Source organism: Sideroxyarcus sp. TK5 (assembly GCF_054601595.1).
Window position 1 is genome coordinate 79,361 of sequence record NZ_BAAHSJ010000003.1, and the last position, 25,152, is coordinate 104,512.

Genomic DNA, 25,152 nt, shown 5'->3' on the forward strand with positions numbered 1-25,152 from the left:
ATGAGCCTTGCTGTTCTATACAGCAGAGGTCTGTCGGGCATGGAGGCCGCGTTGGTCACGGTCGAAGTGCACCTTGCCAACGGGTTGCCGCAATTCACCATCGTCGGCCTGCCCGAGGCGGAAGTGAAAGAGAGCAAGGATCGCGTGCGCGCCGCCCTGCAGAACTGCCAGTTCGAATTCCCCGCGCGCCGCATCACCGTCAATCTTGCGCCTGCCGACCTGCCCAAGGAGAGCGGCCGGTTCGATCTGCCCATCGCCCTGGGCATCCTCGCCGCCTCGGGACAGATCCCCGCCGACAGGCTGGATGAATACGAATTCGCCGGCGAGCTGGCGCTGACCGGAGAGCTGCGTCCGATACGCGGCGCGCTGGCGATGACCTATCGTGCGGCGGACAGCGGGCGCGCCTTTGTGTTGCCGGAAGCCAATGCCGCCGAAGCGGCACTGGTGGACGATGCGGTGGTGTACCCGGCGCGTTCCCTGTTACAGGTCGCCGCGCATCTGGCCGGTCGCGAACCGCTGGACCGTTTCATCCCGCAGACGGAAGGCGTCGCACCGCACTACCCGGACATGCGCGAGGTGAAAGGCCAGTCCGCCGCCAAGCGCGCACTGGAGATCGCTGCGGCCGGCGGACATTCGCTATTGATGAACGGTCCGCCGGGCACGGGCAAGAGCATGCTGGCTGCGCGCTTCCCCGGCATCCTGCCGGCGATGACACAGGAAGAGGCTCTGGAGAGTGCGGCCATGCAATCGCTGGGCGGGGCTTTCGAGTTGAGCCGCTGGAAGACACGGCCATATCGTTCGCCGCATCACACCGCCAGCGCGGTGGCCCTGGTGGGCGGCGGCAGCAATCCGCGTCCGGGCGAGATCTCGGTGGCGATGCACGGCGTGCTGTTCCTCGATGAGTTGCCGGAGTTCGACCGCAGCGTGCTGGAAGTGCTGCGCGAGCCGCTGGAGAGTGGACGTATCACCATCTCACGCGCCGCACGCCGCGCCGACTTCAAGGCGCAGTTCCAGCTCATCGCGGCGATGAACCCTTGCCCCTGCGGCTATCTCGGCCATTACAACGGCAAGTGTCGCTGCACGCCGGATCAGGTGGCGCGCTATCGCGGCAAGATCTCCGGCCCCCTGTTGGACCGCATCGACATCCAGATCGAAGTGCCTGCCGTGCCGCAGGAAGATCTGTTGAAGCAGGCGGACGGCGAAGACAGTGCATTGATACAGCAGCGTGTCGAGGCGGCACGCCAGCGACAGTTGGCGCGGCAGGGCAAGCCCAACGCCCACCTCTCCGTGACCGAGATCGACGCACACTGTACGCCGGATGCGCAAGGCGAAGCATTGTTGCGTCAGGCCATCACCAGATTGAACCTGTCCGCGCGTGCCTACCATCGCATCCTCAAAGTGGCGCGCAGCATCGCCGATCTGGCCGCGAGCACAGACATCCAGACCGCACACATCGCCGAGGCTGTGCAGTACCGGAGGATGGACAAGGCCGGGTAGTGTGACGACTCGGGTGCTGCGGTGCCTACCCGAACAATCTCGCGAACAGGCCGCGTTTCTGCGCTACGAAATCCTGCTTCTGCGCCAAGTAGGCTTTAACGGATTCCACGTAGTCGTTGTCATCGCGTTTGATGTGGTTGAACAGCCAGGTCACCAGCAGGCTGTTCAACGCCTTGACGATATCCTCGCCCTGCTCGGCACGCCGCTGGAACTCGGCGACACGCTGGGCGAACAGATCGTGCACTTTCCTGTGGGAGGCCAAAAAAGGGTATTGGGCCTCTTCCTGCAGACTCTCCTCGAAGCCGAAGTGGGAGATGGTGTAATCGACCAGGTCATTGAGTAACCAGGAGATCTCTTCATTGGACATCCCGTTCGAGCGGGCGTCATCCAGCTGGTTGATGTACTCGACGATACGGCGGTGCTGCTGGTCGATGACATCGATCCCGACATTGAGCTGATCGGTCCAGATGAATTTGGCCATGGGTCCTCCTGTGAGCCGTGGGGCGAATAAAGTCACACTGATAGTAGTGGCATTCATCAGGGGCGGCAAGACGAGAACCCTCCAGAAACGACATGCGGCAAGCCTGAAGCGACAGACGGCGTCCAGCCCGGAAGGCCCGTGCATACAGGGCGCATGATAGAATCCGCCCTCGTTTCCAGAGCCTAATGACCATGGTCCACCGCATAGAAGAACTCCTCCAGCAACGTATCCTCATCCTCGACGGTGCCATGGGCACCATGGTGCAGCGCCACAAGCTGACTGAGGCCGACTATCGCGGTGAGCGCTTTGCGGACTGGCACCGCGACCTCAAGGGCAACAACGACCTGCTGGTCATCACCAAGCCCGAGGTCATCAAGGGCATCCATTGCGAATACCTGGCGGCGGGCGCGGACATCATCGAGACCGATACCTTCGGCGCGAACGCGACCACGCTGAAAGCCTACGGCATGGAGGTGCTGAACTACGAACTGAACAAGGCCGGGGCGAAGCTGGCGCGCGAAGCCTGCGACGAGTACGCCACGCCCGACAAGCCACGCTTCGTCGCCGGCGTGCTCGGCCCGACCGACAAGACCGCGACCATCTCGCCCGACGTGAACGACCCAGCGGCACGCAACATCACCTTCGACGAACTAGTGGACGACTATGCCGAAGCCACGCGCGGCCTGATGGATGGCGGCGCCGACCTGCTGCTGATCGAGACCATCTTCGACACGCTGAATGCCAAGGCCGCTGTCTTCGCGGTGCAGCAGGTGTTCGAGCAGCGCGGCACGTCGCTGCCGATCATGATCTCCGGCACCATCACCGATGCCTCCGGCCGCACGCTGACCGGCCAGGTGACCGAAGCCTTCTACAACTCGCTGGCGCACGCCAAGCCGCTGTCCATCGGTCTCAACTGCGCACTGGGCGCGGAGGAGTTGCGCCAATACGTTGAGGAGCTGTCGCGCGTCGCCAACTGCTATGTGTCGGCGCACCCCAACGCCGGCCTGCCCAACCCGCTCGCGCCGACTGGCTACGACGATACGCCGGAGAACATGGCCGGCCACATCAAGGAATGGGCCGAGAGCGGCTTCCTCAACATCATCGGCGGCTGCTGCGGCACCTCGCCCGATTTCATCAAGGCCATCGCCGAAACGGTGAAAGACATCGCGCCGCGCCAGATTCCCAAGAATCCGGTGGAATGCCGCCTGTCCGGGCTGGAGCCGTTCAACATCGGTGACGACTCGCTGTTCGTCAACGTGGGTGAGCGCTGCAACGTAGCCGGTTCGGCCAAGTTCAAGCGACTGATCATGGAAGGCCAGTACGAGGAAGCGCTGGAGATCTGCAAGCAGCAGGTCGAGGCCGGTGCGCAGGTCATCGACATCAACATGGACGACGCCATGCTGGACGGCCAAGCCGCGATGGTGAAGTTCCTCAACCTCATCGCTTCCGAGCCGGACATCAGCAAAGTGCCGGTGATGATCGACTCCTCCAAGTGGGAGATCATCGAGGCGGGCTTGAAGTGCGTACAGGGCAAGTCCATCGTCAACTCCATCTCGCTGAAGGAAGGAGAGGAGAACTTCATCAAGTACGCCACGCTGGTGAAGAAGTACGGTGCGGCTGCCGTGGTGATGGCCTTCGACGACGCCGGGCAGGCCGACACCTATGCGCGCAAGACCGAGATCTGCAAACGCAGCTACGACATCCTAGTGCACAAGGTCGGCTTCCCGCCCGAGGACATCATCTTCGACCCCAACATCTTCGCCATCGCCACGGGCATCGAGGAACACGACAACTACGCCGTGGACTTCATCGAGGCCACCGCCTGGATACGCAAGAACCTACCCTACGCCAAGATCAGCGGGGGCGTATCCAACGTGTCGTTCTCCTTCCGCGGCAACGAGCCGGTGCGCGAGGCGATCCACACCGTGTTCCTGTATCACGCGATCAAGGCCGGCATGAACATGGGCATCGTCAACGCCGGCCAGCTCGGCGTGTACGAAGAACTGCCCAAGGACCTGCGTGACGCGGTGGAAGACGTGGTGCTGAACCGCAGCAAAGACGCGGGCGAAAAACTGGTCGCGCTGGCCGAGAACTTCAAGGGCGGCGGCAAGGCGCAGGTCGAAGACCTGGAGTGGCGCAAGGGTACGGTGCAGGAGCGCCTCACTCATGCGCTGGTGCGCGGCATCACTACGTTTATTGTTGAGGACACGGAAGAGGCAAGGCAGCAGGCGGCACAGCCGGTGGACGTGATCGAAGGCCCGCTGATGACCGGCATGAACGTCGTCGGCGACCTGTTCGGCGCGGGCAAGATGTTCCTGCCGCAGGTGGTGAAGTCGGCGCGCGTGATGAAGCAGGCCGTGGCGCATCTGGTGCCTTACATCGAAGCCGAGAAGCTGCGCTCCGGCGACACCAAGCCCAAGGGCAAGATCCTGATGGCAACGGTGAAGGGCGACGTGCACGACATCGGCAAGAACATCGTCACCGTGGTGTTGCAGTGCAACAACTTCGAGGTCATCAACATGGGCGTGATGGTGCCCGCCCAGCAGATCCTCGACACCGCGCGCGAACACAAGGTCGACATCATCGGCCTCTCCGGCCTCATCACCCCCTCGCTGGAAGAGATGGCGCATGTGGCGAAGGAGATGGAACGCCAGGGCTTCAAGGTGCCGCTGTTGATCGGCGGCGCCACCACCTCGCGCGTGCATACCGCGGTGAAGATCGCGCCCAACTACCCGAGCGGCACCGTGGTGTACGTCACCGATGCCTCGCGCGCGGTGGGCGTGTGCAGCAACCTGCTGTCTGGAACATTGAGCGCCAACTACATCGCCGAGATCAAGGCCGACCAGCAGGCGGCGCGCGAGCAGCATGAAGGCAAGCAGGGCAAGGCCAGCTACATCCCGCTGGCCGAAGCGCGTGCGCATGGCCTCAAGACCGACTGGAAGAAATACTCGCCGCCCAAGCCCAGTCTGCTCGGCGTACAGAAGCTGGAGAATTATCCGCTCGACATCCTCGTCGACTTCATCGACTGGTCGCCGTTCTTCCAGGCCTGGGAACTCGCCGGACGCTATCCGAAGATTCTCGACGATGAGGTGGTGGGTGAAGAGGCGCGCAAGCTGTTCGCCGACGCGCAGGCCATGCTGAAGAAGATCGTCAAGGAGAAATGGCTCACCGCCAACGCCGTGTTCGGCCTGTTCCCGGCCAACACCGTGAACAGCGACGACATCGAGATATACACCGACGACAAGCGCAAGAAAGTGGCGATGACCTGGCACAACCTGCGCCAGCAGACCAAGAAGCCCGCCGATATCCCCAACTACTGCCTGGCCGATTACATCGCGCCCAAGGCAAGCGGCGTGAAGGACTACATTGGCGGCTTCGCCGTCACCACCGGCCTCGGCATCGAGCAGAAGATGAAGGAGTTCGAGAAAGCCAACGACGACTACAGCGCCATCATGCTGCAGGCATTGGCCGATCGTTTGGCCGAAGCCTTCGCCGAACACCTGCACCTGCGTGTGCGCCGCGAGTTTTGGGGCTATGCGGCGGATGAAGCCATGAGCAACGAAGACATCATCGCCGAAAAATATCGCGGCATCCGTCCCGCCCCCGGCTACCCCGCCTGCCCCGAGCACAGCGAGAAAGGTCCATTGTTCGAATTGCTGCAAGCGCCGAAGAACGCAGGCATCACGCTCACCGAGAGCTTCGCCATGCTGCCCACTGCCGCTGTCAGCGGCTTCTACTTCTCGCACCCCGAAGCGAAATACTTCGCCACCGGCAAGGTGGACAAGGATCAGGTCGCGGACTATGCCCAGCGCAAGGGTTGGACGGTGGAAGAGGCGGAGCGGTGGTTGGCGCCGGTGTTGAGTTATTAATGGAGGATTTTTATGTCGGATGAACCATCGGGAAGTTTCGTTCGCTGGCAGGCCATAACTATTAGCCAGCTTTCTTATGCCATAAATCTTATTCTCGGTTTTTCAGTTGCTGCATTAGGGTTTCAACTATCACTTCTACAAAATAGCGACTTCTACCTCTCCTCATTGGGCAAGTGCGCTTATCTCATTTCTCTGACAAGCCTATTTTTTTCAACGGCTTTTGGTGTTTGGGTTGTTATTAATCGACTAAGGGATTTTCGCCTGACCGCTAGAACGGCTCGCAAAAAAGAAGAAATGCTTCGTGAAAAGAAAGATAGGGACGAAATTGATAGTGTGCTTGGGCCATATCGAATTAAGAGTAGGGAGCGTGGAGAGGCAACATGGGTACTGTTCTGGTGGCAAATCGGAAGCTTTGCTGTGGGAATATTTTTCGCGACTCTTGCAGTATTAGCAGAATTTGGTGAGAAGTTGCTTTAGATATGAGGTGCGCTCGATGAACACGAAACAGTTGATAACGCTATGGTATGTTGGTTTTATAGTTTTGCTACTACTCCTTGGTGATGGGTTGGGAATTGCGTGGCTTCGGCGAAATGACTCAGCTGCATTTGCATTGGCCGCAATTTTATTGGGCGGTTTAGTGATATTCACACAAAGAGCCGGGCTTCAATTCGACAAGAAATTGTTCTTTAAGTGGATGAGCATTCCGGCTTTACTGCTTGTTGGTCTGGGCGCCTTGGTAGCTTACAAGGAAATTAATAAGGTGCGCGGTGTTGAAGTTCTTGCGATGGCTGATAAGGCTAACGTTACAGGAACAGCAGGCTTGTCATATGGCACCTTGTTCCAAGGAAATTTATACAACGGAACAAATTACTATCTTCGCAGCGTTGTAATAAAAATCACAGCTCAAGAGAAGAACGGAAAGATACGCTGGTCGAGACAATTTTCAGATGATGTGTTTATCAAACCGCTAGCTACAGGTAGCTTCCAAATAGAAGTAGTTAATGCCGAAGGAGCGCAATTAGATTGGGGTATTAGTGAAATAAAAGGTGAGTGGAGAGGCCCGCCTAGATAATGAATTACTGAGGAACCCTAAGCTTTTCAATTACTCAATGACAAAGGAATATGCAATATGACCACCCTCATCAAAACCGACACCAAACTGGGCGAAGGCGCGGAAGCACAAGCCGGACAAACCGTCATCGTGCATTACACCGGCTGGTTGTTCGACGAGAACGCAGCAGACAACAAGGGCACGAAATTCGACAGCTCGCTTGACCGTAACGAGCCGTTCGATTTCCCGCTCGGTGGCGGGCGCGTCATCAAGGGTTGGGACGAGGGCGTGGCAGGTATGAGGGAAGGCGGATCGCGCACCTTGGTGATCCCGCCCGAGATGGGTTATGGCCCGCGTGGTGCGGGCGGTGTGATCCCGCCGAATGCGACGCTGGTGTTCGAGGTGAAGCTGCTGAAGGTGATTCGCACCGAGTGCATCGACACCAAGGTGGGCGAGGGCGAGGAAGCGCAGGCCGGGCAGCATGTGACGGTGCATTACACCGGCTGGCTGTATGACAAGAACGCGGAAGGCAACAAGGGCACCAAGTTCGACAGCTCCGTCGATCGCGACGAGCCATTCGAATTCCCGCTGGGCATGGGTCATGTGATCCAGGGTTGGGACATGGGCGTGCAGGGCATGAAGGTGGGCGGTCAACGCACGTTGGTGATCCCGCCGGAGATGGGTTACGGCAAGCGCGGTGCGGGCGGTGTGATCCCCGGCAATGCGACGCTGGTGTTCGAAGTCGAACTTTTGGGTGTGAATTAAATGAAGCGGCTCACTTTCATTCCGCTCGCCGCGCTGATCGGCGCGAGCAGTCTGTTGTTCAGTGCCTGTTCCCAAGCCGAGCTGCCCGCGGCCAAACCGAGCAATGTGACCGAGCTGATGCAGATCGATGTCAAAGCCGGTACGGGTGCGGCCGCTAGCGCCGGACAGACAGTCTCGGTGCATTACACCGGCTGGCTGTATGACGAAGCAGCGCCCGAACACAAAGGCAGCAAGTTCGACAGTTCGCGAGATCGCAACCGGCCGTTCGAATTCGCGCTCGGCGCCGGTCAAGTCATCAAGGGCTGGGATGTCGGTGTGCAAGGCATGAAAGTGGGCGGATCGCGCACCTTGGTCATTCCCCCGGAATTCGGCTACGGCGCCCGTGGTGCGGGCGGCGTGATCCCACCCAACGCAACGCTGGTGTTCGATGTGGAGTTGCTGGCGGTGAACTGAGCCGGGGGTTAGACTGCCGCCATGTTCGATAAAGAGCATAGCACCTCCAAGCAGGCTTTCGATCCCGGTGACCGCACCTACTACGTCAGCGACGAGCGTTTGCGCGCATTCCGCGCGCTGACGCCCGAACAGCGCCTGCGATGGGTGGAAGAGCTGGCGAGCTTCTTGCGGATGGCCAAGTTGTCGAGAAGCGACAAGAATGAACCGACTGACGGTAACATCACGTCCATAGAATGAACATTCAGAAGTAGCCGAGCGCACTTCACAGGAGAGAGGCCAATGTTCCAGATTCGAGTACACGGACGGGGTGGGCAGGGCGTGGTGACCGCTACCGAGATGTTGTCTGTCGCCGCCTTCGAGGAAGGTCGCCATGCGCAGGCTTTCCCCAGTTTCGGTTCGGAGCGCACGGGGGCGCCGGTGGTGGCGTTCTGCCGCCTTGATGACAAGGAGATCCGCCTGCGCGAACCCATCATGCAGCCGGACGCGCTCATCATCCAGGACCCCACCCTGCTGCATCAGATCGATGTGTTCGCCGGACTCAAGCAGGACGGCTATGTGTTGCTCAACTCGGCGCACAGCTTCGACCAGCTCGGTCTGGGCGAACTGGTGCAGCGCATGGGTCATGCGCGACTTGCCACTTTGCCTGCCACCGAACTCGGGCTCAAGCATATCGGCCGCCCCATCCCCAACGTGCCGCTGATCGCCGGTTTCGCGGCGCTGTCCGGCATGTTCAAGCTCGAATCCGTGGTGAAAGCGATCAACGAGAAGTTCTCGGGCAAGGTGGCCGAAGGCAACATCGCCGCCGCGACCGAGGCTTACGAATTGGTGAAGCAACAGATGAAGGAGGCCGCAAATGCTTAAGCAGATGGAAGGCTCCAAGGCCGTGGCCGAAGCGGTGGCGTTGTGCCGCCCGGAGGTGATCTGTGCCTATCCGATCTCGCCGCAGACGCACATCGTCGAGGCGCTGGGCGAGATGGTGAAGTCGGGCGAGTTGCAGCCGTGCGAGTTCATCAACGTGGAGAGCGAGTTCGCCGCAATGTCGGTGGCCATCGGCTCGTCCGCCGCCGGGGCGCGCTCCTATACGGCCACGGCCTCGCAGGGGCTGCTGTTCATGGTGGAGGCGGTCTACAACGCGTCCGGTCTGGGGCTGCCCATCGTGATGACGGTGGCCAACCGCGCCATCGGTGCGCCGATCAACATCTGGAACGACCATTCCGATTCCATTTCGCAGCGCGATTCCGGCTGGATGCAGCTGTTCGCCGAGACCAACCAGGAAGCGGTGGACCTGCACATCCAGGCGTTCAAGCTGGCCGAGGAGCTCTCCATGCCGGTGATGGTGTGCATGGACGGTTTCATCCTCACCCATGCCTTCGAGCGCGTGGACATCCCGACGCAGGAGCAGGTGGACGCCTTCCTGCCGCCGTATGAACCGCGCCAGGTGCTGGATCCGACCGACCCCATCTCCATCGGCGCGATGGTGGGGCCGGAAGCGTTCATGGAAGTCAGATATCTGGCCCATGCCAAGCAGTTGCAGGCGCTGGAACTGATCCCGCAATACGCGGCCGAGTTCAAGGAGAAGTTCGGGCGCGACAGCGGCGGGCTGGTGCGCACCTATCGCACCGAGGATGCGGAGACCATCATCGTGGCCATGGGTTCGGTGCTGGGCACCATCAAGGACGTGGTGGACGACATGCGCGCACAGGGCCACAAGATCGGCGTGCTGGGCATCATCAGCTTCCGCCCGTTCCCCATGCAGCAGGCGCGCGAGGCGCTGCAACACTGCAAGCGTTTCGTGGTGGTGGAAAAGAACCTGGCCGTGGGCTTGGGCGGTGTGCTCTACACCACGCTGCGCATGGCGGTGGCCGGCCTCAAGCTGACCGGCTACACCGCGATCGCCGGTCTGGGCGGACGTCCCATCCCCAAATCCTCGCTGCACAAGCTGTTCCTCGATGCGGAGCAGGGCGCACTGGAGCCGGTGACCTTCGTCGACCTCGATTGGGACGTGGTCAACAGACAGCTGGAGCGCGAGAAGCAGAACCGCCACTCCGGCCCCATCGCCGAGAACATCCTGCATGCCAAGGGGATGTCTTCGTCGGCCAAATTCGGTTGAGGAGCGATCATGGGATACCAGACCGTCAAGTTCTACCAGACCGGCACCTACACCGTGGGCAACCGCCTGCTCGCGCCGGACGAGCGCAGCGTGCAGGCCGGCGAACGGCGCAGCAATTCGATCAACTCCGGCCACCGCGCCTGCCAAGGCTGTGGCGAGGCGCTGGGCGCGCGTTATGCCATCGACGCCGCGATGGCGGAGAGCAACAACCAGTTGATCGCGGTGAACGCGACCGGTTGTCTGGAAGTGTTTTCCACGCCTTATCCCGAATCGTCCTGGCAGGTGCCGTGGATCCATTCGCTGTTCGGCAACGCGCCGGCCGTGGCGACCGGCGTGGCGGCGGCGATGAAGGTGAAGGGGCGCAGCGAGGTGCGCGTGGTGGCGCAGGGCGGCGACGGCGGCACCACCGACATCGGTTTCGGCTGCCTGTCCGGCATGTTCGAGCGCAACGATGATGTGCTCTACATCTGCTATGACAACGAAGCGTATATGAACACCGGCGTGCAGCGTTCGTCGGCGACACCACCCACGGCACGCACCGCGACCACCATGCCGGTGGGCAAGGAGCCGGGCAACGTGTTCGGCCAGGGCAAGAACGTGCCGGAGATCGCCATGGCGCACGGCATCCCCTACGTGGCGACCGCGACCGTGGCCGACCTGCGTGACCTCGAATACAAGGTACGCAAAGCGATGAAGATGCGCGGCGCGCGCTACATCCAGATCTTCGTGCCCTGCCCGCTGGGCTGGGGTGCCGCTTCGCACGACACCATCAAGCTGGCGCGCCTGGCCAAGGAGACCGGCATGTTCCCGGTGTTCGAGGCCGAGCATGGCGAAGTGACCGGCGTGCTGAAGATCCGCAACAAGCAGCCGATCGAGGAATACCTCAAGCCGCAGAAGCGTTTCGCGCACCTGTTCGGCAAGCATGCGCACCCCGAGATGGTGGCGCACCTGCAGGCCATCGCCGACCGCAACATCCGCAAGTACGGGCTGCTGGACGAGGAGAAGGTAAATGCCCAATAAACCTTTCGCTATTACGCTGAAGCCCGGTACTTCGCTGTCCAACCTGACCGGTTCTTGGCGCAGTGCGCGCCCGGTCTATCTGGACCGCCTGCCGCCGTGCAACAACGCCTGCCCGGCGGGCGAGAACATCCAGGGCTGGCTGTTCCATGCTGAGAGCGGCGATTACGAGCAGGCCTGGCGCGTGCTGGTGCAGGACAATCCGTTGCCGGCGGTGATGGGTCGCGTGTGCTATCACCCGTGCGAGACGGCGTGCAACCGCGCGCAGCTCGATCAGGCGGTGGGCATCAATTCGGTGGAGCGCTTCCTCGGCGATGAGGCGATCAAGCGCGGCTGGAAGTTCGACGCGCCTGCCGCATCCACCGGCAAGAAAGTGCTGGTGGTGGGCGCCGGGCCGTCGGGGCTGTCAGCCGCCTATCATCTGGCGCGCATGGGTCACAAAGTGGAGATCCACGAAGCCGGTCCGCTGGCGGGCGGTATGACCCGCTTCGGTATCCCTAAATACCGTTTGCCGCGCGAGGTGCTGGATGCCGAGGTGCAACGCATCGTCGATCTGGGTGTGACGCTGAAGCTGAACACCAAAGTGGAGCACATCGCCCAGAGCATGAAAGCGGGCGGCTTTGATGCGGCCTTCCTCGCGGTCGGCGCACACATCGGCAAGCGCACCATGATCCCGGCGGGCGATGCGGCGCACATCGTGGATGCGGTGTCGGTGCTGCGTTCGATGGAGGGCGAGGACAAGCCCATGCTGGGTCGCCGCGTGGTGGTTTACGGCGGCGGCAATACGGCCATCGACGTGGCGCGCACGGTGAAGCGCATGGGCGGCGAGCCGATCATCGTCTACCGCCGCACGCGCGACAAGGCGCCGGCGCACGATTTCGAGATCGAGGAAGCCTTGCAGGAAGGTGTGATGGTGAAGTGGCTGTCTACCATCAAGCAGGCGGGCGCGGGCGAGATCACCATCGAGCGGATGGAACTGGACGACAAGGGATTCCCGCAGCCGACCGGCGAATTCGAGAAGCTGGAAGCGGATTCGGTGGTGCTGGCGCTGGGCCAGGATGTGGACCTGTCGCTGCTGGAAGGCGTACCCGGACTGGAGGTGAAGGACGGCGTGGTGCAGGTCGGCCCCAACATGATGACCGGTGCAACGGGCATCTTCGCCGGCGGCGACATGGTGCCTTCCGAGCGCACCGTCACGGTGGCGGTCGGCCACGGCAAGAAGGCGGCGCGCCATATCGATGCCTGGCTGCGCGGTACGACCTACGCGCCCGCGCCCAAGCACGAGTTGGCCGAGTTCAAGAACCTGAACACCTGGTATTACTCGGATGCGCACAAGACCGTGCGCCCCATGCTGGACATCATCCGTCGCCAGACCAGCTTCGACGAGGTGCAGGGCGGGCTGGATGAGAGCAACGCGCTGTTCGAGGCGCGCCGCTGCCTGTCTTGCGGCAACTGCTTCGAGTGCGACAACTGCTACGGCGTGTGTCCGGACAATGCGGTGATCAAGCTCGGCCCCGGCAAACGCTTCGAGTTCAAGTACGACTATTGCAAGGGCTGCGGGTTGTGCGTCGAAGAATGCCCGTGTGGCGCGATCAAGATGGTGCCGGAAGACATCTGAACCGTTCATGAACCTGCTTTCCAATCCGCTGCTGGTCACGGTGCTCATGCTCGCCGTGTCCAACCTGTTCATGACCTTCGCCTGGTACGGTCACCTGAAGAACCTTGCTACTTCGCCGTGGTACGTGGCGGCGCTGGTGAGCTGGGGAATTGCGCTGTTCGAATACCTGATCCAGGTGCCGGCCAACCGCATCGGCTACACCGAACTCAGCCTGGGGCAATTGAAGATACTGCAGGAAGTCATCACCCTTTCCATCTTCGTGCCGTTCGCCGTGCTCTACATGAACCAGCCGCTGAAGCTGGACTATCTGTGGGCGGGACTGTGCCTGATGGGCGCGGTATATTTCATCTTTAGAACCTGAACATGAGCAAACACATCCATATCCTCGGAATCTGCGGGACCTTCATGGGCGGCATCGCCGCCATCGCCAAGCAATCCGGCTATCGCGTCACCGGCTGCGACGCCAACGTCTATCCGCCGATGAGCACGCAGCTCGAAGCACAAGGCATCGAGCTGATCGAAGGCTGGGGTGTGGAGCAGCTCGACCTGAAACCGGATGTGTTCGTCATCGGCAACGTGGTGTCGCGCGGCAACCCGCTGATGGAAGAGATCCTCAACCGCAACCTGCCGTATGTCTCCGGCCCGCAATGGCTGGCCGATGAGCTGCTGCGGGATAAATGGGTGCTGGGTGTGGCAGGCACGCACGGCAAGACCACCACCACTTCGATGCTGGCCTGGATACTGGAACATGCGGGGCTGAATCCCGGTTTCCTCATCGGCGGCGTGCCGCAGAACTTCGGCATCTCGGCACGTATCACCGAAGCGCCGTTTTTCGTGATCGAGGCGGACGAGTACGACACCGCCTTCTTCGACAAACGCTCCAAGTTCGTGCACTACCATCCGCGCACGGCCATCCTGAACAACCTTGAGTTTGACCACGCCGACATCTTCCCCGACCTGAACGCGATCGAGACGCAGTTCCACCATCTGGTGCGCACCGTGCCGGGCAACGGTCTGGTCGTCTGCAACGGCCGCGAGGAATCGCTCGCCCGCGTGATCAAGCGCGGCAGTTGGTCCCCGGTCGAGAAGTTCGGCTGCGATGATGGCTGGAACATCGATGCGAATGACGTGGTGTCGCTCAACGGCAAGCTACAGGGCAAGTTGCAATGGGACTTGCTCGGCGAGCACAACCGCATGAACGCGCTGGCTGCCCTGGCCGCTGCGCGCCATGCCGGGGTGCCGGTGGCGCAAGGCCTGGCCGCGCTGGCCGAGTTCAAGAACGTGAAGCGCCGCATGGAAGTGCGCGGTACGGTCAACGGCATCACCGTTTACGATGACTTCGCGCATCATCCGACCGCTATCGATACCACTGTGGCCGGTCTGCGCCGCAAGGTGGGATCGGCGCGCATCCTGGCCGTGCTCGAACCGCGCTCCAACACCATGAAGCTGGGCGTGATGAAGGATGCGCTGCCCGGCAGTTTGAAGGATGCCGACCTGACCTTCTGCTATGCGGGTAATCTCGGCTGGGATGCGCGCGGCGCGCTGGCACCGCTGGGCGACAAGGCGGTGGTGAAGGACGACCTGAATGAACTCATCGAAGCCATCGCTAGTGCGGCGAAGTCAGGCGACCAGATTTTGGTGATGAGCAACGGCGGTTTCGGCGGGATACACGAGAAGCTGTTGCTTCGGCTGCAGGGCTGACCGCCTACTGCACCAGATACTCGATCACATCCCCGCCTGCTTCCTCGAAATTACGCCCCAGGCTGATGGCACCGGCACCGTGCAACACGATCTGCTGGTGGTTCAGCTCGATCACCTGACCGTCGCTGAAGCGCACGAAAGTGCCGTTCGCACTGTGGTCGGTGAGCAGGAACTTGCCGAAATTGAACTCGATACGGGCGTGCTGGCGCGAGGCGAGGTTGTCGAGTATCACCAGATCCGAGTCCTCCGCGCGGCCCAGCAGGGCGCTGCGGTTCTGCTCGCTCAGGGTGCACACATGGGTCTCGTAACGTAGCATCAATTCGTTGCGGGACAGCGCGGGTTTGCGGAACGACTGCGTGCCGATGCGCGTGCTGGTCGTGTCTTCCTGTTCCCAGAAAACCTGGAACACATCGAATGATTCCTGCTTGCCGCGGAACGCCGTGCGCTGCAGGGGGCGCGTGTATTTGAGCAGCTTGTCCGGCAGTTCGCCGATCACGGCTTGTGAGGTGAGGATCTGCCGCGCGCGCGTGATGGCGGTGATGCGTGCCGCCAGATTCACCGTGTCGCCGAAGGCGTCGTTGCGGTCCAGCAGCACATCGCCGTAGTGCAGGCCGATGCGGACATAGATCGGCTGGTCGCCGCCGGGGCGCTGGTGTTCGATCTCCAGTTGCATGGCGCGGGCGGCACTGACGGCGTTCACGGCATCCGGGAAGGAACACATGACCTCGTCGCCTATGGTCTTGATCAGTTTGCCGTGATGTTCGAGTGCCACGCGGGTGAGGATGGACAGTGTGCGGGTGACCATGTGCAGCGCGACCTCGTTGCCGAGCTTGTCGTACAGCGCGGTACTGCCGCTGATGTCGGCGAACAGGATGGCGAGCGGCAGCTGCTGGCTGCTCATCAGCCGTTGGCACCGAACATCATGCGCCTGGCCACGAACTTCTTGGCGGGCGGGAGGTGGTCGAGCAGATTGAGCGCTGCCGAGCGCAACGGGCCAAGCAGCGGCAAATCGTTCGAGAACAGACGCACCAGCCCGTCGGTGAAGCGGATGCCCGCGTTGCGGTCGATGCGGCGCGAGTCGCGGTAGGCCTTGCACATGGCGGCGGAGCCGATGCCGTCTGGCGCGTGGTCGAGGATGGTCTGCGCCAGTTCCCAGGCGTCGCGGATGCCCATGTTGAAACCCTGACCCGCGACCGGATGCAGGGTCTGCGCGGCGTTGCCGATCAGCACGGTATGCGGGAAGGTGATGTCGGGCGCGCGTTTCAGGCGCAAGGGGTAGCTGCTGCGCTTGCCGATGGCAGTGAAGTTTCCAACGCGGTCGCCGAAGTGGCCTTGCAGAAAGCGCAGGAAAGTCTCGTCGTCCCAGCCCAGCATGGTCTGCACCTGTTCGTGCGCGGCGGTCAGCACCAGCTCGTAGCCGTCCATATACGGCAGCAGTGCCATCGGGCCCTGCGCGGTGAAACGCTCGAAGGCGACGCCGTTGTCCGGCCGGTCGGTGTTGACGTGCGCGATGATGCCGCTCTGGCCGTAGTCGGTGATCTGCGGCGGGCGCTTGGCCTCAAGTAACTGGCCGCCGTCGGCGACCACGGCGAGCCTGGCTGTGAGGGTGCGCTGTGCACCTTGTTGCTGATAGACGATGGTTGACTGTTCGTTGTCGCTGGACAGATCGCTGACGGTAGCGCCGTACAGGCGATCGACATCGGTCTGATGTAAAGCCCTTTTCAAGGCTGCGTGCAGCGCGGTGTAGGGCAACACGTAACCCATGTCCGGCACGTCCAGATCATCGGCGCGCAAAGTGGTGTGACCGGAAGACTCTTTCTGTGTGACTTCGATCACCTTGATGCCGCTGACATCCTGCAATGACTGCCATGCGCCGAGACGCTGCAAGAGCAGGCGCGAGCCGTAAGACAACGCCAGCGCGCGCGGGTCGGTGGTGTTGATCGCGGATTCGCGCGCTTCCAGCAAGGCCACCTTGAGGTCGTTGTCGCGCAGCGCCAGCGCCAGCGCGATACCGACCGGGCCGCCGCCGATGATGGCGACGTCATAGTGTTCATTCATGGCGCATCTCCTCCTCGATCTGTTCGACGGTCTTGGGTGCATCCCGAGTCAGTACCTCGTTGCCGTGCGCGGTGATCAACACATCGTCCTCGATGCGGATGCCGATGTTCCACAGTTCCTGCGGCACGTTGTCAGCGGGGCGGATGTAGCAGCCGGGCTCCACCGTCAGCGTCATGCCGCTTTGCAGCGGACGCCAACTGCCGTCGAGTTTGTATTCGCCGACATCATGCACGTCCATGCCCAACCAGTGGCCGGTGCGGTGCATGTAGAACTGCTTGTAGCTTTCGGTTTCGAGCACGGATTCCAGCGAACCCTGACAGAGTTTGAGGTCGATGAAGCCCTGTGCCAGCACGCGCAGCGCGGCCTGATGCGGCGCATCCCACAGATTGCCGGGATGGGCGGCGGCGATGGCGGCTTCCTGCGCGGCGAGTACGATCTGGTACACATCCTTCTGCGCGGGGGAGAACTTGCCGTTGATGGGGAAAGTGCGCGTGATGTCGGCAGCATAACCGTCCAGCTCGCAACCCGCGTCGATTAGCAGCAGTTCGCCATCGTTCAAGCGCGCATCGTTGCCCACGTAATGCAGGGTGCAGGCATTGGCACCGCCCGCGACGATGCTGGTGTAGGCCGGATGACGTGCACCGTGAGAGCAGAACTCGTGCAGCAACTCCGCTTCCACCTCGTATTCATGCTGGCCGGGGCGGGTGAAGCGCATGGCGCGGCGATGGGCTTCGCAGGAGATGGCGGCGGCGCGGCGCATGATGTCCTGTTCGAGGAAATCCTTGATCAGGCGCATCTCGTTCAGCAACTCCTGCACGTCGCGCAGATGGGACGGTGCCTGGATGCCGCTACGTGATCTGGCCTTCACCGCTTCGCGAACTTTGAGCAGACGCGCATCCCACTCGCTGCTCGCACCCATCGGATAATACAAAGTAGGCTGATCGGCCATCAGCTCGGCCAGCTTCTCATCCAGTTGCGCGATGGGATAGGCGGCATCGAAGCCGAAGTGCTGCGCGGCGGCATCAGGGCCGTAACGGAAGCCGTCCCAGATCTCGCGCTCGGGGTTTTTCTCGCGGCAGAACAGGATGGACTGCCGCGCCTTCCCTGCGATCAGTACCAGCACCGCTTCCGGTTCGGCGAATCCGCTCAGGTAATAGAAGTGACTGTCGTGACGGTAGTCGTAGTGCGCATCGGCGTTGCGCGCCACTTCGGGCGCGGTGGGGATGACGGCGATGCCCTGCCCCATCTTTTCGAAAAGCTGGCGGCGGCGTTGGTGGAAATGTGCGAGATCAGGCATGACCCGCATTCTGCGACGCACGCAGTTGCTTGTCGAGTTCATCCAGCCGTTGCGGGGTGCCGATGTCCCTCCACAGTCCGTGATGGTGCTCGCCGCTAATGCGGCCCTGCGCGATCTGTTCGCGCAGCAGTGGTGCCAGCGGGGCGGCGCTGCCGCGCGCAATGTTGGCGAACAGGGCGGGTTGATAGAGGCCGATGCCGCTGAAAGTCAGGATCGAGGATCGAGGACCGAGGATCGAGGGGGTGGGCACGATACGGTCGCCTGCGAGACAGAAATCGCCCTTGAGGTTGTGTTCGGGGTTATCCACCAGCACCAGATGCGCCACATCATTGCTTGCAGCGAGTGCGGCAGCACGCTGCGACAGATGGTCGAAATCGTAATCGCAATACACATCGCCATTCACCACCGCGAAGGGTGCATCGCCCAACAAGTGCAGCGCGAAGGCGATACCCCCCGCTGTCTCCAGTGCCGTGCCTTCATCCGAATAATTGATGCGTGCGCCGTAGCGCGATCCGTCGCCCAGCGCCTGTTCGATCTGCCTGCCGAGGTGGGCGTGGTTGATGACGAGGTCGGTAATGCCTGCGCGCACCAGCCGCTCGATGTGCCACACGATGAGCGGCTTGCCGCCCGCCTGCAGCAGCGGCTTGGGTGTGTGGTCGGTGAGCGGGCGCATGCGCTCGCCGCGACCGGCGGCCAGGATCATGGCGCGCATGGTTCAGGCCTTTTCCATCTGCATATTGAGTTCGAGCAGGATGTTCAGCAGCGGCTTGAGGTCGATGTAGCGCTCGCAGGCCTTGTGCAGGTATTCCATCACCAGCGGCATGTCCTTCAGGTAGCCGTCCTTGCCGTCGCGGTGGTACAGGCGGGCGAAGATACCCAGTACCTTGATGTGACGTTGCACGCCCATCATCTCGTAATCGCGGTAGAACTCGCCGAAGTCTTCGCGTACCGGCAGGCCGGCTTTGCGCGCCTTCTCCCAGTACGGGATCAGCCAGTCCATGACATCGGCCTCTTCCCACTGGATATAGGCATCCTTGAACAGCGAGGCGAGGTCGTAGGTGATGGGGCCATACACGGCGTCCTGAAAATCGAGGATGCCGGGATTGTTGTCCGGCACGAACATCAGATTGCGCGAATGGTAGTCGCGGTGCACATACACGCAGGGCTGGGTGAGGTTGTTGGCGAGGATGCGCTGGAACACCTCCTCCAGTTTTACCTTCTGTTTGTCGTTGAGTGTCACGCCCAGATGTTTGCCGATGTACCACTCGGGGAACAGGTCGAGCTCGCGGCGCAGCAAGGCTTCGTTATAAGGCGGTAGTTCGTCTGGTTTGGAGGCGAGTTGGATCTTGATCAGCGCATCGGTGGCCGCCGCGTAAAGCTGCTTGGGGCTTTCAGTCTGCAAAGCTTGCAGGTAGGTGGTGTTGCCGAGGTCAGACAACAACAGGAAACCCTGCGTCAGATCGTGCGCATACACATGCGGGACATGGGTGCCGGCCTGTTCGAACAGTTTGCCGATATGCAGGAAGGGTTCGCAGTTCTCGTGTTGCGGCGGGGCATCCATCACCACCCGGGTCGAGCCGTCGCCAAAGGTGGCGCGGAAGTAGCGGCGGAAGCTGGCGTCGGCGGAAGCGGGCGCGAGGGTGAACGGTTGGTCGGGGAAAAGGGATGAAAGCCAGTCGGTAAGCTGTTGTTGACGCTGCATTTGATTGCCTTAATGAGGGTTTTGTGCGATTTTAGCACCTTAATTTGACCGACCCGCCCATGCTTTTCCGTTCGCGCCTGTACGCACTTTCCCTGTTGTTCGCCTTGCCCTGTCTGGCGGTCGCCGAGACCTTGCCGCTCAAGCTGGACCGTACTTTCAAGCGTCTGCCCGCCCAGTCGGAGCCGGGGGTGGCTTTCATCAGCGCGGACAGTCTGGAGGCGCGACAGGGAGACCAGCTGGAGGCCAGCGGCAAGGTGGAACTACGCCAGGATGGCCGTGTGGTAAAAGCCGACCACTTGCTCTACGAACAGGAAAAGCAGGATGTGTACGCGGACGGGAACGTGAGCATCATGCAGGGCGAGACTGTGGTGAACGGCCCCCGGCTGAAGATGAACCTGGACCTCGATGTCGGCGAGATGGCGCAGCCGGAGTTCATCATCGGCGAGAATAATGCGCGTGGTACTGCGGCAGTGATGAATCTGGAAGGACGTCAGCGTCAAACCTTCCGTTCCGCTGTCTATACGACCTGTCCGGCCGGGAATGATGACTGGCTGATTCGCATGAGCACGCTGGAACTCGACCGCGACAGACAGGTTGGCGTCGCCTACAACGCCAGGGTCGAGTTCAAGAGCGTGCCCTTCCTTTACACGCCGTGGATGGATTTCGCGCTGAACGACGACAAGCGGTCGGGCTTCCTGGGGCCTGTCTTCGGTAGTACCAACTCCGGCGGCAGCGAGATCACGCTGCCCTATTTTTGGGACATCGCGCCCAATCTGGACGTGACGTTCTCGCCGCGCCACATCAGCAAGCGCGGGACGCAGTTCAACAATGAAATGCGCTATCTTCAGCCGCGATACAGCGGTGAGATCAATGCCGATGTGTTGGCCGGGGACCGTGTGAGTGGGCTTGACCGATCCCACTTCGGGATCAAACATCGGCACGATCTCGGCAGCGGTTTCTCTGCTGCGGTGGATGCGAACGTGGTTTCGGACGATGCCTATTACCGCGATCTGGCAGGGGCCCTCAGCGGAACGTCACAAGCCAACCTGCTGCGCGAGGGCGTCGTGTCATATGCAGGATACGGCTGGAACGCATCGGCCAGAGTGCAGCGCTACCAGACTTTGCAGGACCCGCTGGCGCCGGTGGCGATCCCTTATCGCCGCCAGCCGCAATTGACACTGAGCACGAGCCGACAGTTTGCGGACAGTACCGTGAGTCTCAGCAGTGAATACGTGGACTATCGCCATCCTTCCTGGGTGAGTGGGCAGCGCTTGGTGATAAATCCGTCAATCAGCTACCCGTTATTGAACGAACCCGGATATTTTCTGACACCGAAGCTGGCGCTGCATTACACCAGCTATGCGCTGGATGCCAACAACCTATCCGGTATCCCGAACACTCAGCGCACTGTGCCGATGTTCAGTGTGGATGGCGGGCTGATCTTCGAGCGCAACGACTCGTTCCTGGGCAATGATTACATGCAGACGCTGGAGCCGCGCGCCTACTATGTCCGCATCCCCTATCGCGACCAGTCCTTCCTGCCCAATTTCGATTCGGCGCTGGCGCCTTTCAGCTTCAGTCAGATATTCACCGAGAACCGCTTCCTCGGCAGCGACCGTGTGGGCGACGCGGACATGATGACACTGGCGCTGACCTCGCGCGTGATCGACGGGGATGACGGGACTGAACGCTTGCGCGTGGCGATAGCGGAGCGCTTCACATTTCAGACGCCGCAAGTGAATCTTGGTGCCAGTGCTGATACCAATAGCCGCTCCGATATCCTGCTGATGCTCGGAGGCACGATGACACGAGCCTGGTATCTGGACAGCCAGTTGCAGTTCAATCCGAACCAGAGCTATACACAAAACTATAGTGCTGCTGCTCGCTACAATCCCGAGACGGGAAAACTGTTGAACCTTGGCTATCGCTATGCCCGTGATTCATTGCGCCAGATGGACCTTTCTGGCCAGTGGCCCTTGTTCGGCCGCTGGCATGGCGTTGGACGAATCAACTATTCTTTGCGCGATGACCGTCTTCTGGAGGCGCTGGGCGGGCTTGAGTATAATGCTGCGTGCTGGTCGGTAAGAGTGGTGGTGCAGAGTTTTGCGACAGCCACCAATGAGCGTGCGACAGGCATATTCACGCAGCTCGAATTGAGTGACTTGATACGCGTCGGTGCTGACCCGCTGGAGGCGCTGCGCATCAGCGTTCCCGGCTACATCAAGCTGAACGAACTACCCGCCGACAAGCCGGAACAAGGCTTGCATTGATCCCCTATTGCGAAAGAAACATATGCTGAAGATACGAATCGCGCTTGCACTGCTGCTGCTTGCGGGCCCCGCAGCCGCAGCTGATGTGGCCAAGAGCGCCAGACCCATCGATGACATTCGAGTCGTCGTGAATGAAGAAGTGATCACGCGTCTGGAGCTCGATGAGCGCATGCGGTTAGTCATCAGCCAGTTACAGCGACAAGGCACACGACTGCCGGACACGGCCATCCTCGAGAAGCAGGTCCTGGAGCGCATGATCATGGAGAAGTTGCAGATGCAGTTCGCCAGGGAGACGGGCGTGCAGGTGGACGATGTCCAGCTTGAAGGCGCGCTGCAGCGCATCGCCATGCAGAACAAATTCCCTTCACTACCTGCTTTCCGCGCCAAGCTGGAAAAGGACGGGGTGGATTTCGCCAAGTTCCGCGAAGAGATACGCGGCGAGATGCTCACCGGCCGTCTGCGCGAGCGCGAGGTGGACAGCAAACTGGTGATCAGTGAAGCCGACATCGAGGCGTTCCTCGCCACGCAAGCGACGCAGGGCAACAAAGGGGAAGAGCTGAAGCTGGCTCACATACTGGTCGTGGTGCCGGAACAGGCGACCGCTGCGAGCATCCGCAACTACCAGCGCAAGGCAGAGGAAGCGCTCGCCAAACTTCAGGGCGGTGCGCCCTTCTCGCAAGTGGCTGCGGGCTATTCGGATGCCAGGGATGCCTTGCAAGGGGGCGAGCTAGGCTGGCGCCCGGCCAACCAGTTGCCGGCATTGTTCAGCGAGCCTTTGGCGGACATGAAGGCAGGCGAGCTGAGCCCCTTGTTGCGCAGCCCCTCCGGTTTCCACATCATCAAGCTACTGGAGCGTCGCAGTTCGGATACGCCGGTGTTCATCACCCAGACACATGCGCGCCATATCCTGATCAAGACCAGCGAACTGGTGCCGGAGAGCGAAGCCAAGGCGCGCTTGCAGGAGATCAAGCGCCGCATCGACAAGGGGGCGGATTTCGCCGAGCAGGCGCGCCTGTATTCCGAGGATGGCAGCGCCGCGCAGGGCGGCGACCTGAGCTGGATATCGCCCGGCGAGACCGTGCCGCAATTCGAACAGGCGATGGATGCGCTCAAAATCGGGCAGGTCAGCGGTCTGGTGCAGTCCGGTTTCGGCTGGCACCTGATCCAGGTGCTGGCGCGCAGGGACACTGACATCAGTGCCGAGCAGAAGAAACAGCAGGCACGTCAGGCTATCCGCACATACAAATCCGAAGACGCCTATCAGGATTGGCTGCGCCAGTTGCGCGACCGCGCCTTCATCGAATATCGCGAGTGATGCGTATTCAGCGCATAGCGCTATCTTTTGCTTCCTCTCCCGCAAGCGGGAGAGGATTGAGGAGAGGGTAGGTGGGCGCACCCCTTATCGTCACCAGTGGCGAGCCGGCGGGGATCGGGCCGGACCTGTGTCTGCAACTCACACAGGGAGCCCAGTCGCTGGTGGTGATCGCCGACCGGGAGTTGCTACGGCAGCGCGCTGCACAACTCGGTCTTTCCGTGCACTTGCATGACTATCGGCCGGGCCAGCCCTTGCGGCAGGATGGGCTGAACATCCTGCATGTGCCGTTGCACAGCCCGGTGCATGCAGGTCGGCTCGATGTCGCCAATGCAGGCTATGTGCTGGAGATGTTGCGCCGTGCGGCACAGGGTTGCCTGTCCGGAGAATTCGCGGGCATGGTGACCGCCCCGGTGCACAAGGGCGTCATCAACGACGCCGGTATCCCCTTCACCGGCCACACCGAATTCCTCGCCGAGGTTACCCACACCCCTCTGGTGGTGATGATGCTGGCGGGCGGCGGCATGCGCGTCGCACTGGCGACCACACACCTGCCGTTGCGCCAAGTCGCTGACGCCATCACGCGGCCGCTGCTGGAAGACATACTGCGCATCCTGCAGCGCGACCTGCAACGCCGCTTCGGCTTGCCCCGCCCGCGCATCCTCGTCGCCGGACTCAACCCGCATGCGGGTGAGGGCGGTCATCTCGGGCGCGAGGAGATCGAGGTGATGATCCCGGTGTTGGACAAGCTGCGCGCGGAAGGCTTCGACGTCTCACCGCCACTGCCCGCCGATACACTGTTTGCGGAGCACCGCCTGAAGGAATGTGACGCCGTGCTCGCGATGTATCACGACCAAGGGTTACCCGTGCTCAAGCACGCCAGTTTTGGCGAGGGCGTGAACGTCACTTTGGGGATGCCCATCATCCGCACCTCGGTCGACCACGGCACGGCGCTGGAACTGGCGGGCACGGGCAAGGCCAATGTCGGTAGCTTGCTGGAAGCCATCAAGGTGGCAGAGGAGATGGTGCAGCATGAACGGACATAACATTGATGAAGCTTTGGTTCCGACATCACACGCTGCGCGTATGAGTCTTCTCAGAAACGCTTTTTGGATTTATTGAAATGAGTCATGAAGCGAAAAAGCGTTTCGGCCAGAACTTCCTCGTCGACCAGAACATCATCGCCGACATCGTCCGTTGCATCCGCCCGATGCCGGACGACAACATGGTGGAGATCGGTCCAGGCCTGGGTGCACTCACGCGCCCGCTGCTCAAGACGCTCGACAAGTTGCATGTGGTCGAGATCGACCGCGACATCATCGCCCGCCTCAAGACTGACTATCCGCAGGACAGGATCGTCATCCACGAAGGTGACGCGCTGAAGTTCGATTTCGCCACGCTTGGCACGCCGCTGCGCATCGTCGGCAACCTGCCCTACAACATCTCCTCGCCGCTGCTGTTCCACTTCGCGGAATATGCCGAGCGCATCACCGACATGCACTTCATGCTGCAGAACGAAGTGGTCGAGCGCATGGTGGCCGAACCCTCCACCGCTGCCTATGGGCGCCTGTCGGTGATGCTGCAATACCGCTTCTACATGGAGAAACTGCTCGACGTCCCGCCGCAATCCTTCCGGCCCGCGCCCAAGGTCGATTCTGCCATCGTGCGCATGATCCCTCTGCCGAAGGGCAAGCTAGAGGTGGCGGATGAGAAGCTGTATGGCAAGATCGTGACTGCCGCCTTCGGGCAGCGCCGCAAGACGCTGCGCAACACGCTCCGCGACTATCTTGCCGAAAGCGATTTCGCCCGTCTGGATATCAACCCGCAGTTGCGTGCCGAGAACCTGGGGGTGGCGGAATATACGCGCATCGCCAATTCCATCAGCGCTCGCGCCGTCCATTGCCCTTGAGCCGCTGAACGGCTGGCTTTCGGGTAGAATCGCACCTCATTC

General features: G+C 61.4%; 23 protein-coding genes. 17 read left to right on the plus strand and 6 right to left on the minus strand.

Annotation, left to right across the window (positions count from 1 at the left end; all coding sequences use genetic code 11):
* Positions 1 to 1,497, plus strand: a complete 1,497-nt coding sequence (locus tag ACYPYQ_RS06230) for a YifB family Mg chelatase-like AAA ATPase (protein WP_459721422.1) — start codon at positions 1 to 3, stop codon at positions 1,495 to 1,497.
* A 25-nt stretch (positions 1,498 to 1,522) separates the two neighbouring features.
* Here ACYPYQ_RS06230 and ACYPYQ_RS06235 read toward each other — a convergent pair whose 3' ends face one another.
* A complete protein-coding gene (locus ACYPYQ_RS06235) occupies positions 1,523 to 1,978 on the minus strand; it encodes a bacteriohemerythrin (protein ID WP_459721425.1) in 456 nt (151 codons plus the stop codon).
* A gap of 185 nt (positions 1,979 to 2,163) precedes the next feature.
* Here ACYPYQ_RS06235 and metH point away from each other — a divergent pair, with 185 nt between their 5' ends.
* The 12 genes from metH to mpl are packed head-to-tail and all read left to right on the plus strand — an operon-like array spanning position 2,164 to position 14,562.
* The gene (gene metH / locus ACYPYQ_RS06240; protein WP_459721428.1) at positions 2,164 to 5,847 is read left to right on the plus strand and encodes a methionine synthase; all 3,684 of its coding nucleotides are present in this window, start codon (positions 2,164 to 2,166) and stop codon (positions 5,845 to 5,847) included.
* A gap of 12 nt (positions 5,848 to 5,859) precedes the next feature.
* A complete protein-coding gene (locus tag ACYPYQ_RS06245) occupies positions 5,860 to 6,324 on the plus strand; it encodes a hypothetical protein (RefSeq protein WP_459721431.1) in 465 nt (154 codons plus the stop codon).
* 16 nt (positions 6,325 to 6,340) lie between these two features.
* A complete protein-coding gene (locus ACYPYQ_RS06250) occupies positions 6,341 to 6,919 on the plus strand; it encodes a hypothetical protein (protein WP_459721434.1) in 579 nt (192 codons plus the stop codon).
* Positions 6,920 to 6,976: 57 nt separating this feature from the next.
* Positions 6,977 to 7,663, plus strand: coding sequence for an FKBP-type peptidyl-prolyl cis-trans isomerase (locus ACYPYQ_RS06255; RefSeq protein ID WP_459721437.1), 687 nt, complete (start codon positions 6,977 to 6,979; stop codon positions 7,661 to 7,663).
* Positions 7,664 to 8,116 (plus strand): FKBP-type peptidyl-prolyl cis-trans isomerase, encoded by a 453-nt coding sequence (locus ACYPYQ_RS06260; protein WP_459721440.1) that lies wholly within the window; start codon positions 7,664 to 7,666, stop codon positions 8,114 to 8,116.
* 21 nt (positions 8,117 to 8,137) lie between these two features.
* Positions 8,138 to 8,353: a hypothetical protein gene (locus ACYPYQ_RS06265; RefSeq protein ID WP_459721442.1), complete on the plus strand. Its 216-nt coding sequence runs from the start codon at positions 8,138 to 8,140 to the stop codon at positions 8,351 to 8,353.
* Positions 8,354 to 8,395: 42 nt separating this feature from the next.
* Positions 8,396 to 8,977, plus strand: a complete 582-nt coding sequence (locus ACYPYQ_RS06270) for a 2-oxoacid:acceptor oxidoreductase family protein (protein ID WP_459721445.1) — start codon at positions 8,396 to 8,398, stop codon at positions 8,975 to 8,977.
* Positions 8,970 to 10,226: a transketolase C-terminal domain-containing protein gene (locus ACYPYQ_RS06275; RefSeq protein ID WP_459721448.1), complete on the plus strand. Its 1,257-nt coding sequence runs from the start codon at positions 8,970 to 8,972 to the stop codon at positions 10,224 to 10,226. Before ACYPYQ_RS06270 ends, ACYPYQ_RS06275 begins: the two co-directional genes overlap by 8 nt.
* A gap of 9 nt (positions 10,227 to 10,235) precedes the next feature.
* Complete coding sequence (locus ACYPYQ_RS06280) at positions 10,236 to 11,246, plus strand: thiamine pyrophosphate-dependent enzyme (RefSeq protein WP_459721452.1); 1,011 nt, start codon at positions 10,236 to 10,238, stop codon at positions 11,244 to 11,246.
* Positions 11,236 to 12,861 (plus strand): NAD(P)-binding protein, encoded by a 1,626-nt coding sequence (locus ACYPYQ_RS06285; RefSeq protein WP_459721455.1) that lies wholly within the window; start codon positions 11,236 to 11,238, stop codon positions 12,859 to 12,861. The genes ACYPYQ_RS06280 and ACYPYQ_RS06285 overlap by 11 nt, the downstream gene beginning before the upstream one ends.
* Before the next feature lie 7 nt (positions 12,862 to 12,868).
* On the plus strand, positions 12,869 to 13,222 hold the full coding sequence (locus tag ACYPYQ_RS06290; protein ID WP_459721458.1) for a DMT family protein: 354 nt from the start codon (positions 12,869 to 12,871) through the stop codon (positions 13,220 to 13,222).
* 2 nt (positions 13,223 to 13,224) lie between these two features.
* Positions 13,225 to 14,562 carry a UDP-N-acetylmuramate:L-alanyl-gamma-D-glutamyl-meso-diaminopimelate ligase gene (gene mpl, locus ACYPYQ_RS06295; RefSeq protein ID WP_459721461.1) on the plus strand — a complete coding sequence of 446 codons (1,338 nt, stop codon included), beginning with the start codon at positions 13,225 to 13,227 and terminating at the stop codon, positions 14,560 to 14,562.
* A 4-nt stretch (positions 14,563 to 14,566) separates the two neighbouring features.
* Here mpl and ACYPYQ_RS06300 read toward each other — a convergent pair whose 3' ends face one another.
* Genes ACYPYQ_RS06300 through ACYPYQ_RS06320 form a run of 5 tightly spaced genes read right to left on the minus strand, consistent with a single transcriptional unit; the run spans position 14,567 to position 19,619 of the window.
* Positions 14,567 to 15,463 carry an adenylate/guanylate cyclase domain-containing protein gene (locus ACYPYQ_RS06300; RefSeq protein ID WP_459721463.1) on the minus strand — a complete coding sequence of 299 codons (897 nt, stop codon included), beginning with the start codon at positions 15,461 to 15,463 and terminating at the stop codon, positions 14,567 to 14,569.
* Positions 15,463 to 16,620 carry an FAD-dependent monooxygenase gene (locus ACYPYQ_RS06305; RefSeq protein WP_459721466.1) on the minus strand — a complete coding sequence of 386 codons (1,158 nt, stop codon included), beginning with the start codon at positions 16,618 to 16,620 and terminating at the stop codon, positions 15,463 to 15,465. Before ACYPYQ_RS06305 ends, ACYPYQ_RS06300 begins: the two co-directional genes overlap by 1 nt.
* Positions 16,613 to 17,917, minus strand: a complete 1,305-nt coding sequence (locus tag ACYPYQ_RS06310; RefSeq protein WP_459721469.1) for an aminopeptidase P N-terminal domain-containing protein — start codon at positions 17,915 to 17,917, stop codon at positions 16,613 to 16,615. The genes ACYPYQ_RS06305 and ACYPYQ_RS06310 overlap by 8 nt, the downstream gene beginning before the upstream one ends.
* Positions 17,910 to 18,629 carry an N-acetylmuramate alpha-1-phosphate uridylyltransferase MurU gene (gene murU / locus ACYPYQ_RS06315; RefSeq protein ID WP_459721472.1) on the minus strand — a complete coding sequence of 240 codons (720 nt, stop codon included), beginning with the start codon at positions 18,627 to 18,629 and terminating at the stop codon, positions 17,910 to 17,912. The genes ACYPYQ_RS06310 and murU overlap by 8 nt, the downstream gene beginning before the upstream one ends.
* Positions 18,630 to 18,632: 3 nt before the next feature.
* Positions 18,633 to 19,619: an aminoglycoside phosphotransferase family protein gene (locus ACYPYQ_RS06320; protein ID WP_459721475.1), complete on the minus strand. Its 987-nt coding sequence runs from the start codon at positions 19,617 to 19,619 to the stop codon at positions 18,633 to 18,635.
* A 59-nt stretch (positions 19,620 to 19,678) separates the two neighbouring features.
* On the opposite strand from ACYPYQ_RS06320, the gene ACYPYQ_RS06325 reads away from it, so the two are divergent.
* The 4 genes from ACYPYQ_RS06325 (at position 19,679) to rsmA (ending at position 25,110) form a co-directional block, all read left to right on the plus strand.
* The gene (locus ACYPYQ_RS06325; protein ID WP_459721478.1) at positions 19,679 to 21,889 is read left to right on the plus strand and encodes an LPS-assembly protein LptD; all 2,211 of its coding nucleotides are present in this window, start codon (positions 19,679 to 19,681) and stop codon (positions 21,887 to 21,889) included.
* Positions 21,890 to 21,911: 22 nt separating this feature from the next.
* On the plus strand, positions 21,912 to 23,204 hold the full coding sequence (locus ACYPYQ_RS06330; RefSeq protein ID WP_459721480.1) for a peptidylprolyl isomerase: 1,293 nt from the start codon (positions 21,912 to 21,914) through the stop codon (positions 23,202 to 23,204).
* A gap of 71 nt (positions 23,205 to 23,275) precedes the next feature.
* Positions 23,276 to 24,247: a 4-hydroxythreonine-4-phosphate dehydrogenase PdxA gene (pdxA, locus tag ACYPYQ_RS06335; protein ID WP_459721483.1), complete on the plus strand. Its 972-nt coding sequence runs from the start codon at positions 23,276 to 23,278 to the stop codon at positions 24,245 to 24,247.
* Positions 24,248 to 24,324: 77 nt separating this feature from the next.
* Complete coding sequence (rsmA, locus tag ACYPYQ_RS06340; protein ID WP_459721486.1) at positions 24,325 to 25,110, plus strand: 16S rRNA (adenine(1518)-N(6)/adenine(1519)-N(6))-dimethyltransferase RsmA; 786 nt, start codon at positions 24,325 to 24,327, stop codon at positions 25,108 to 25,110.
* Positions 25,111 to 25,152 lie beyond the last annotated feature (42 nt).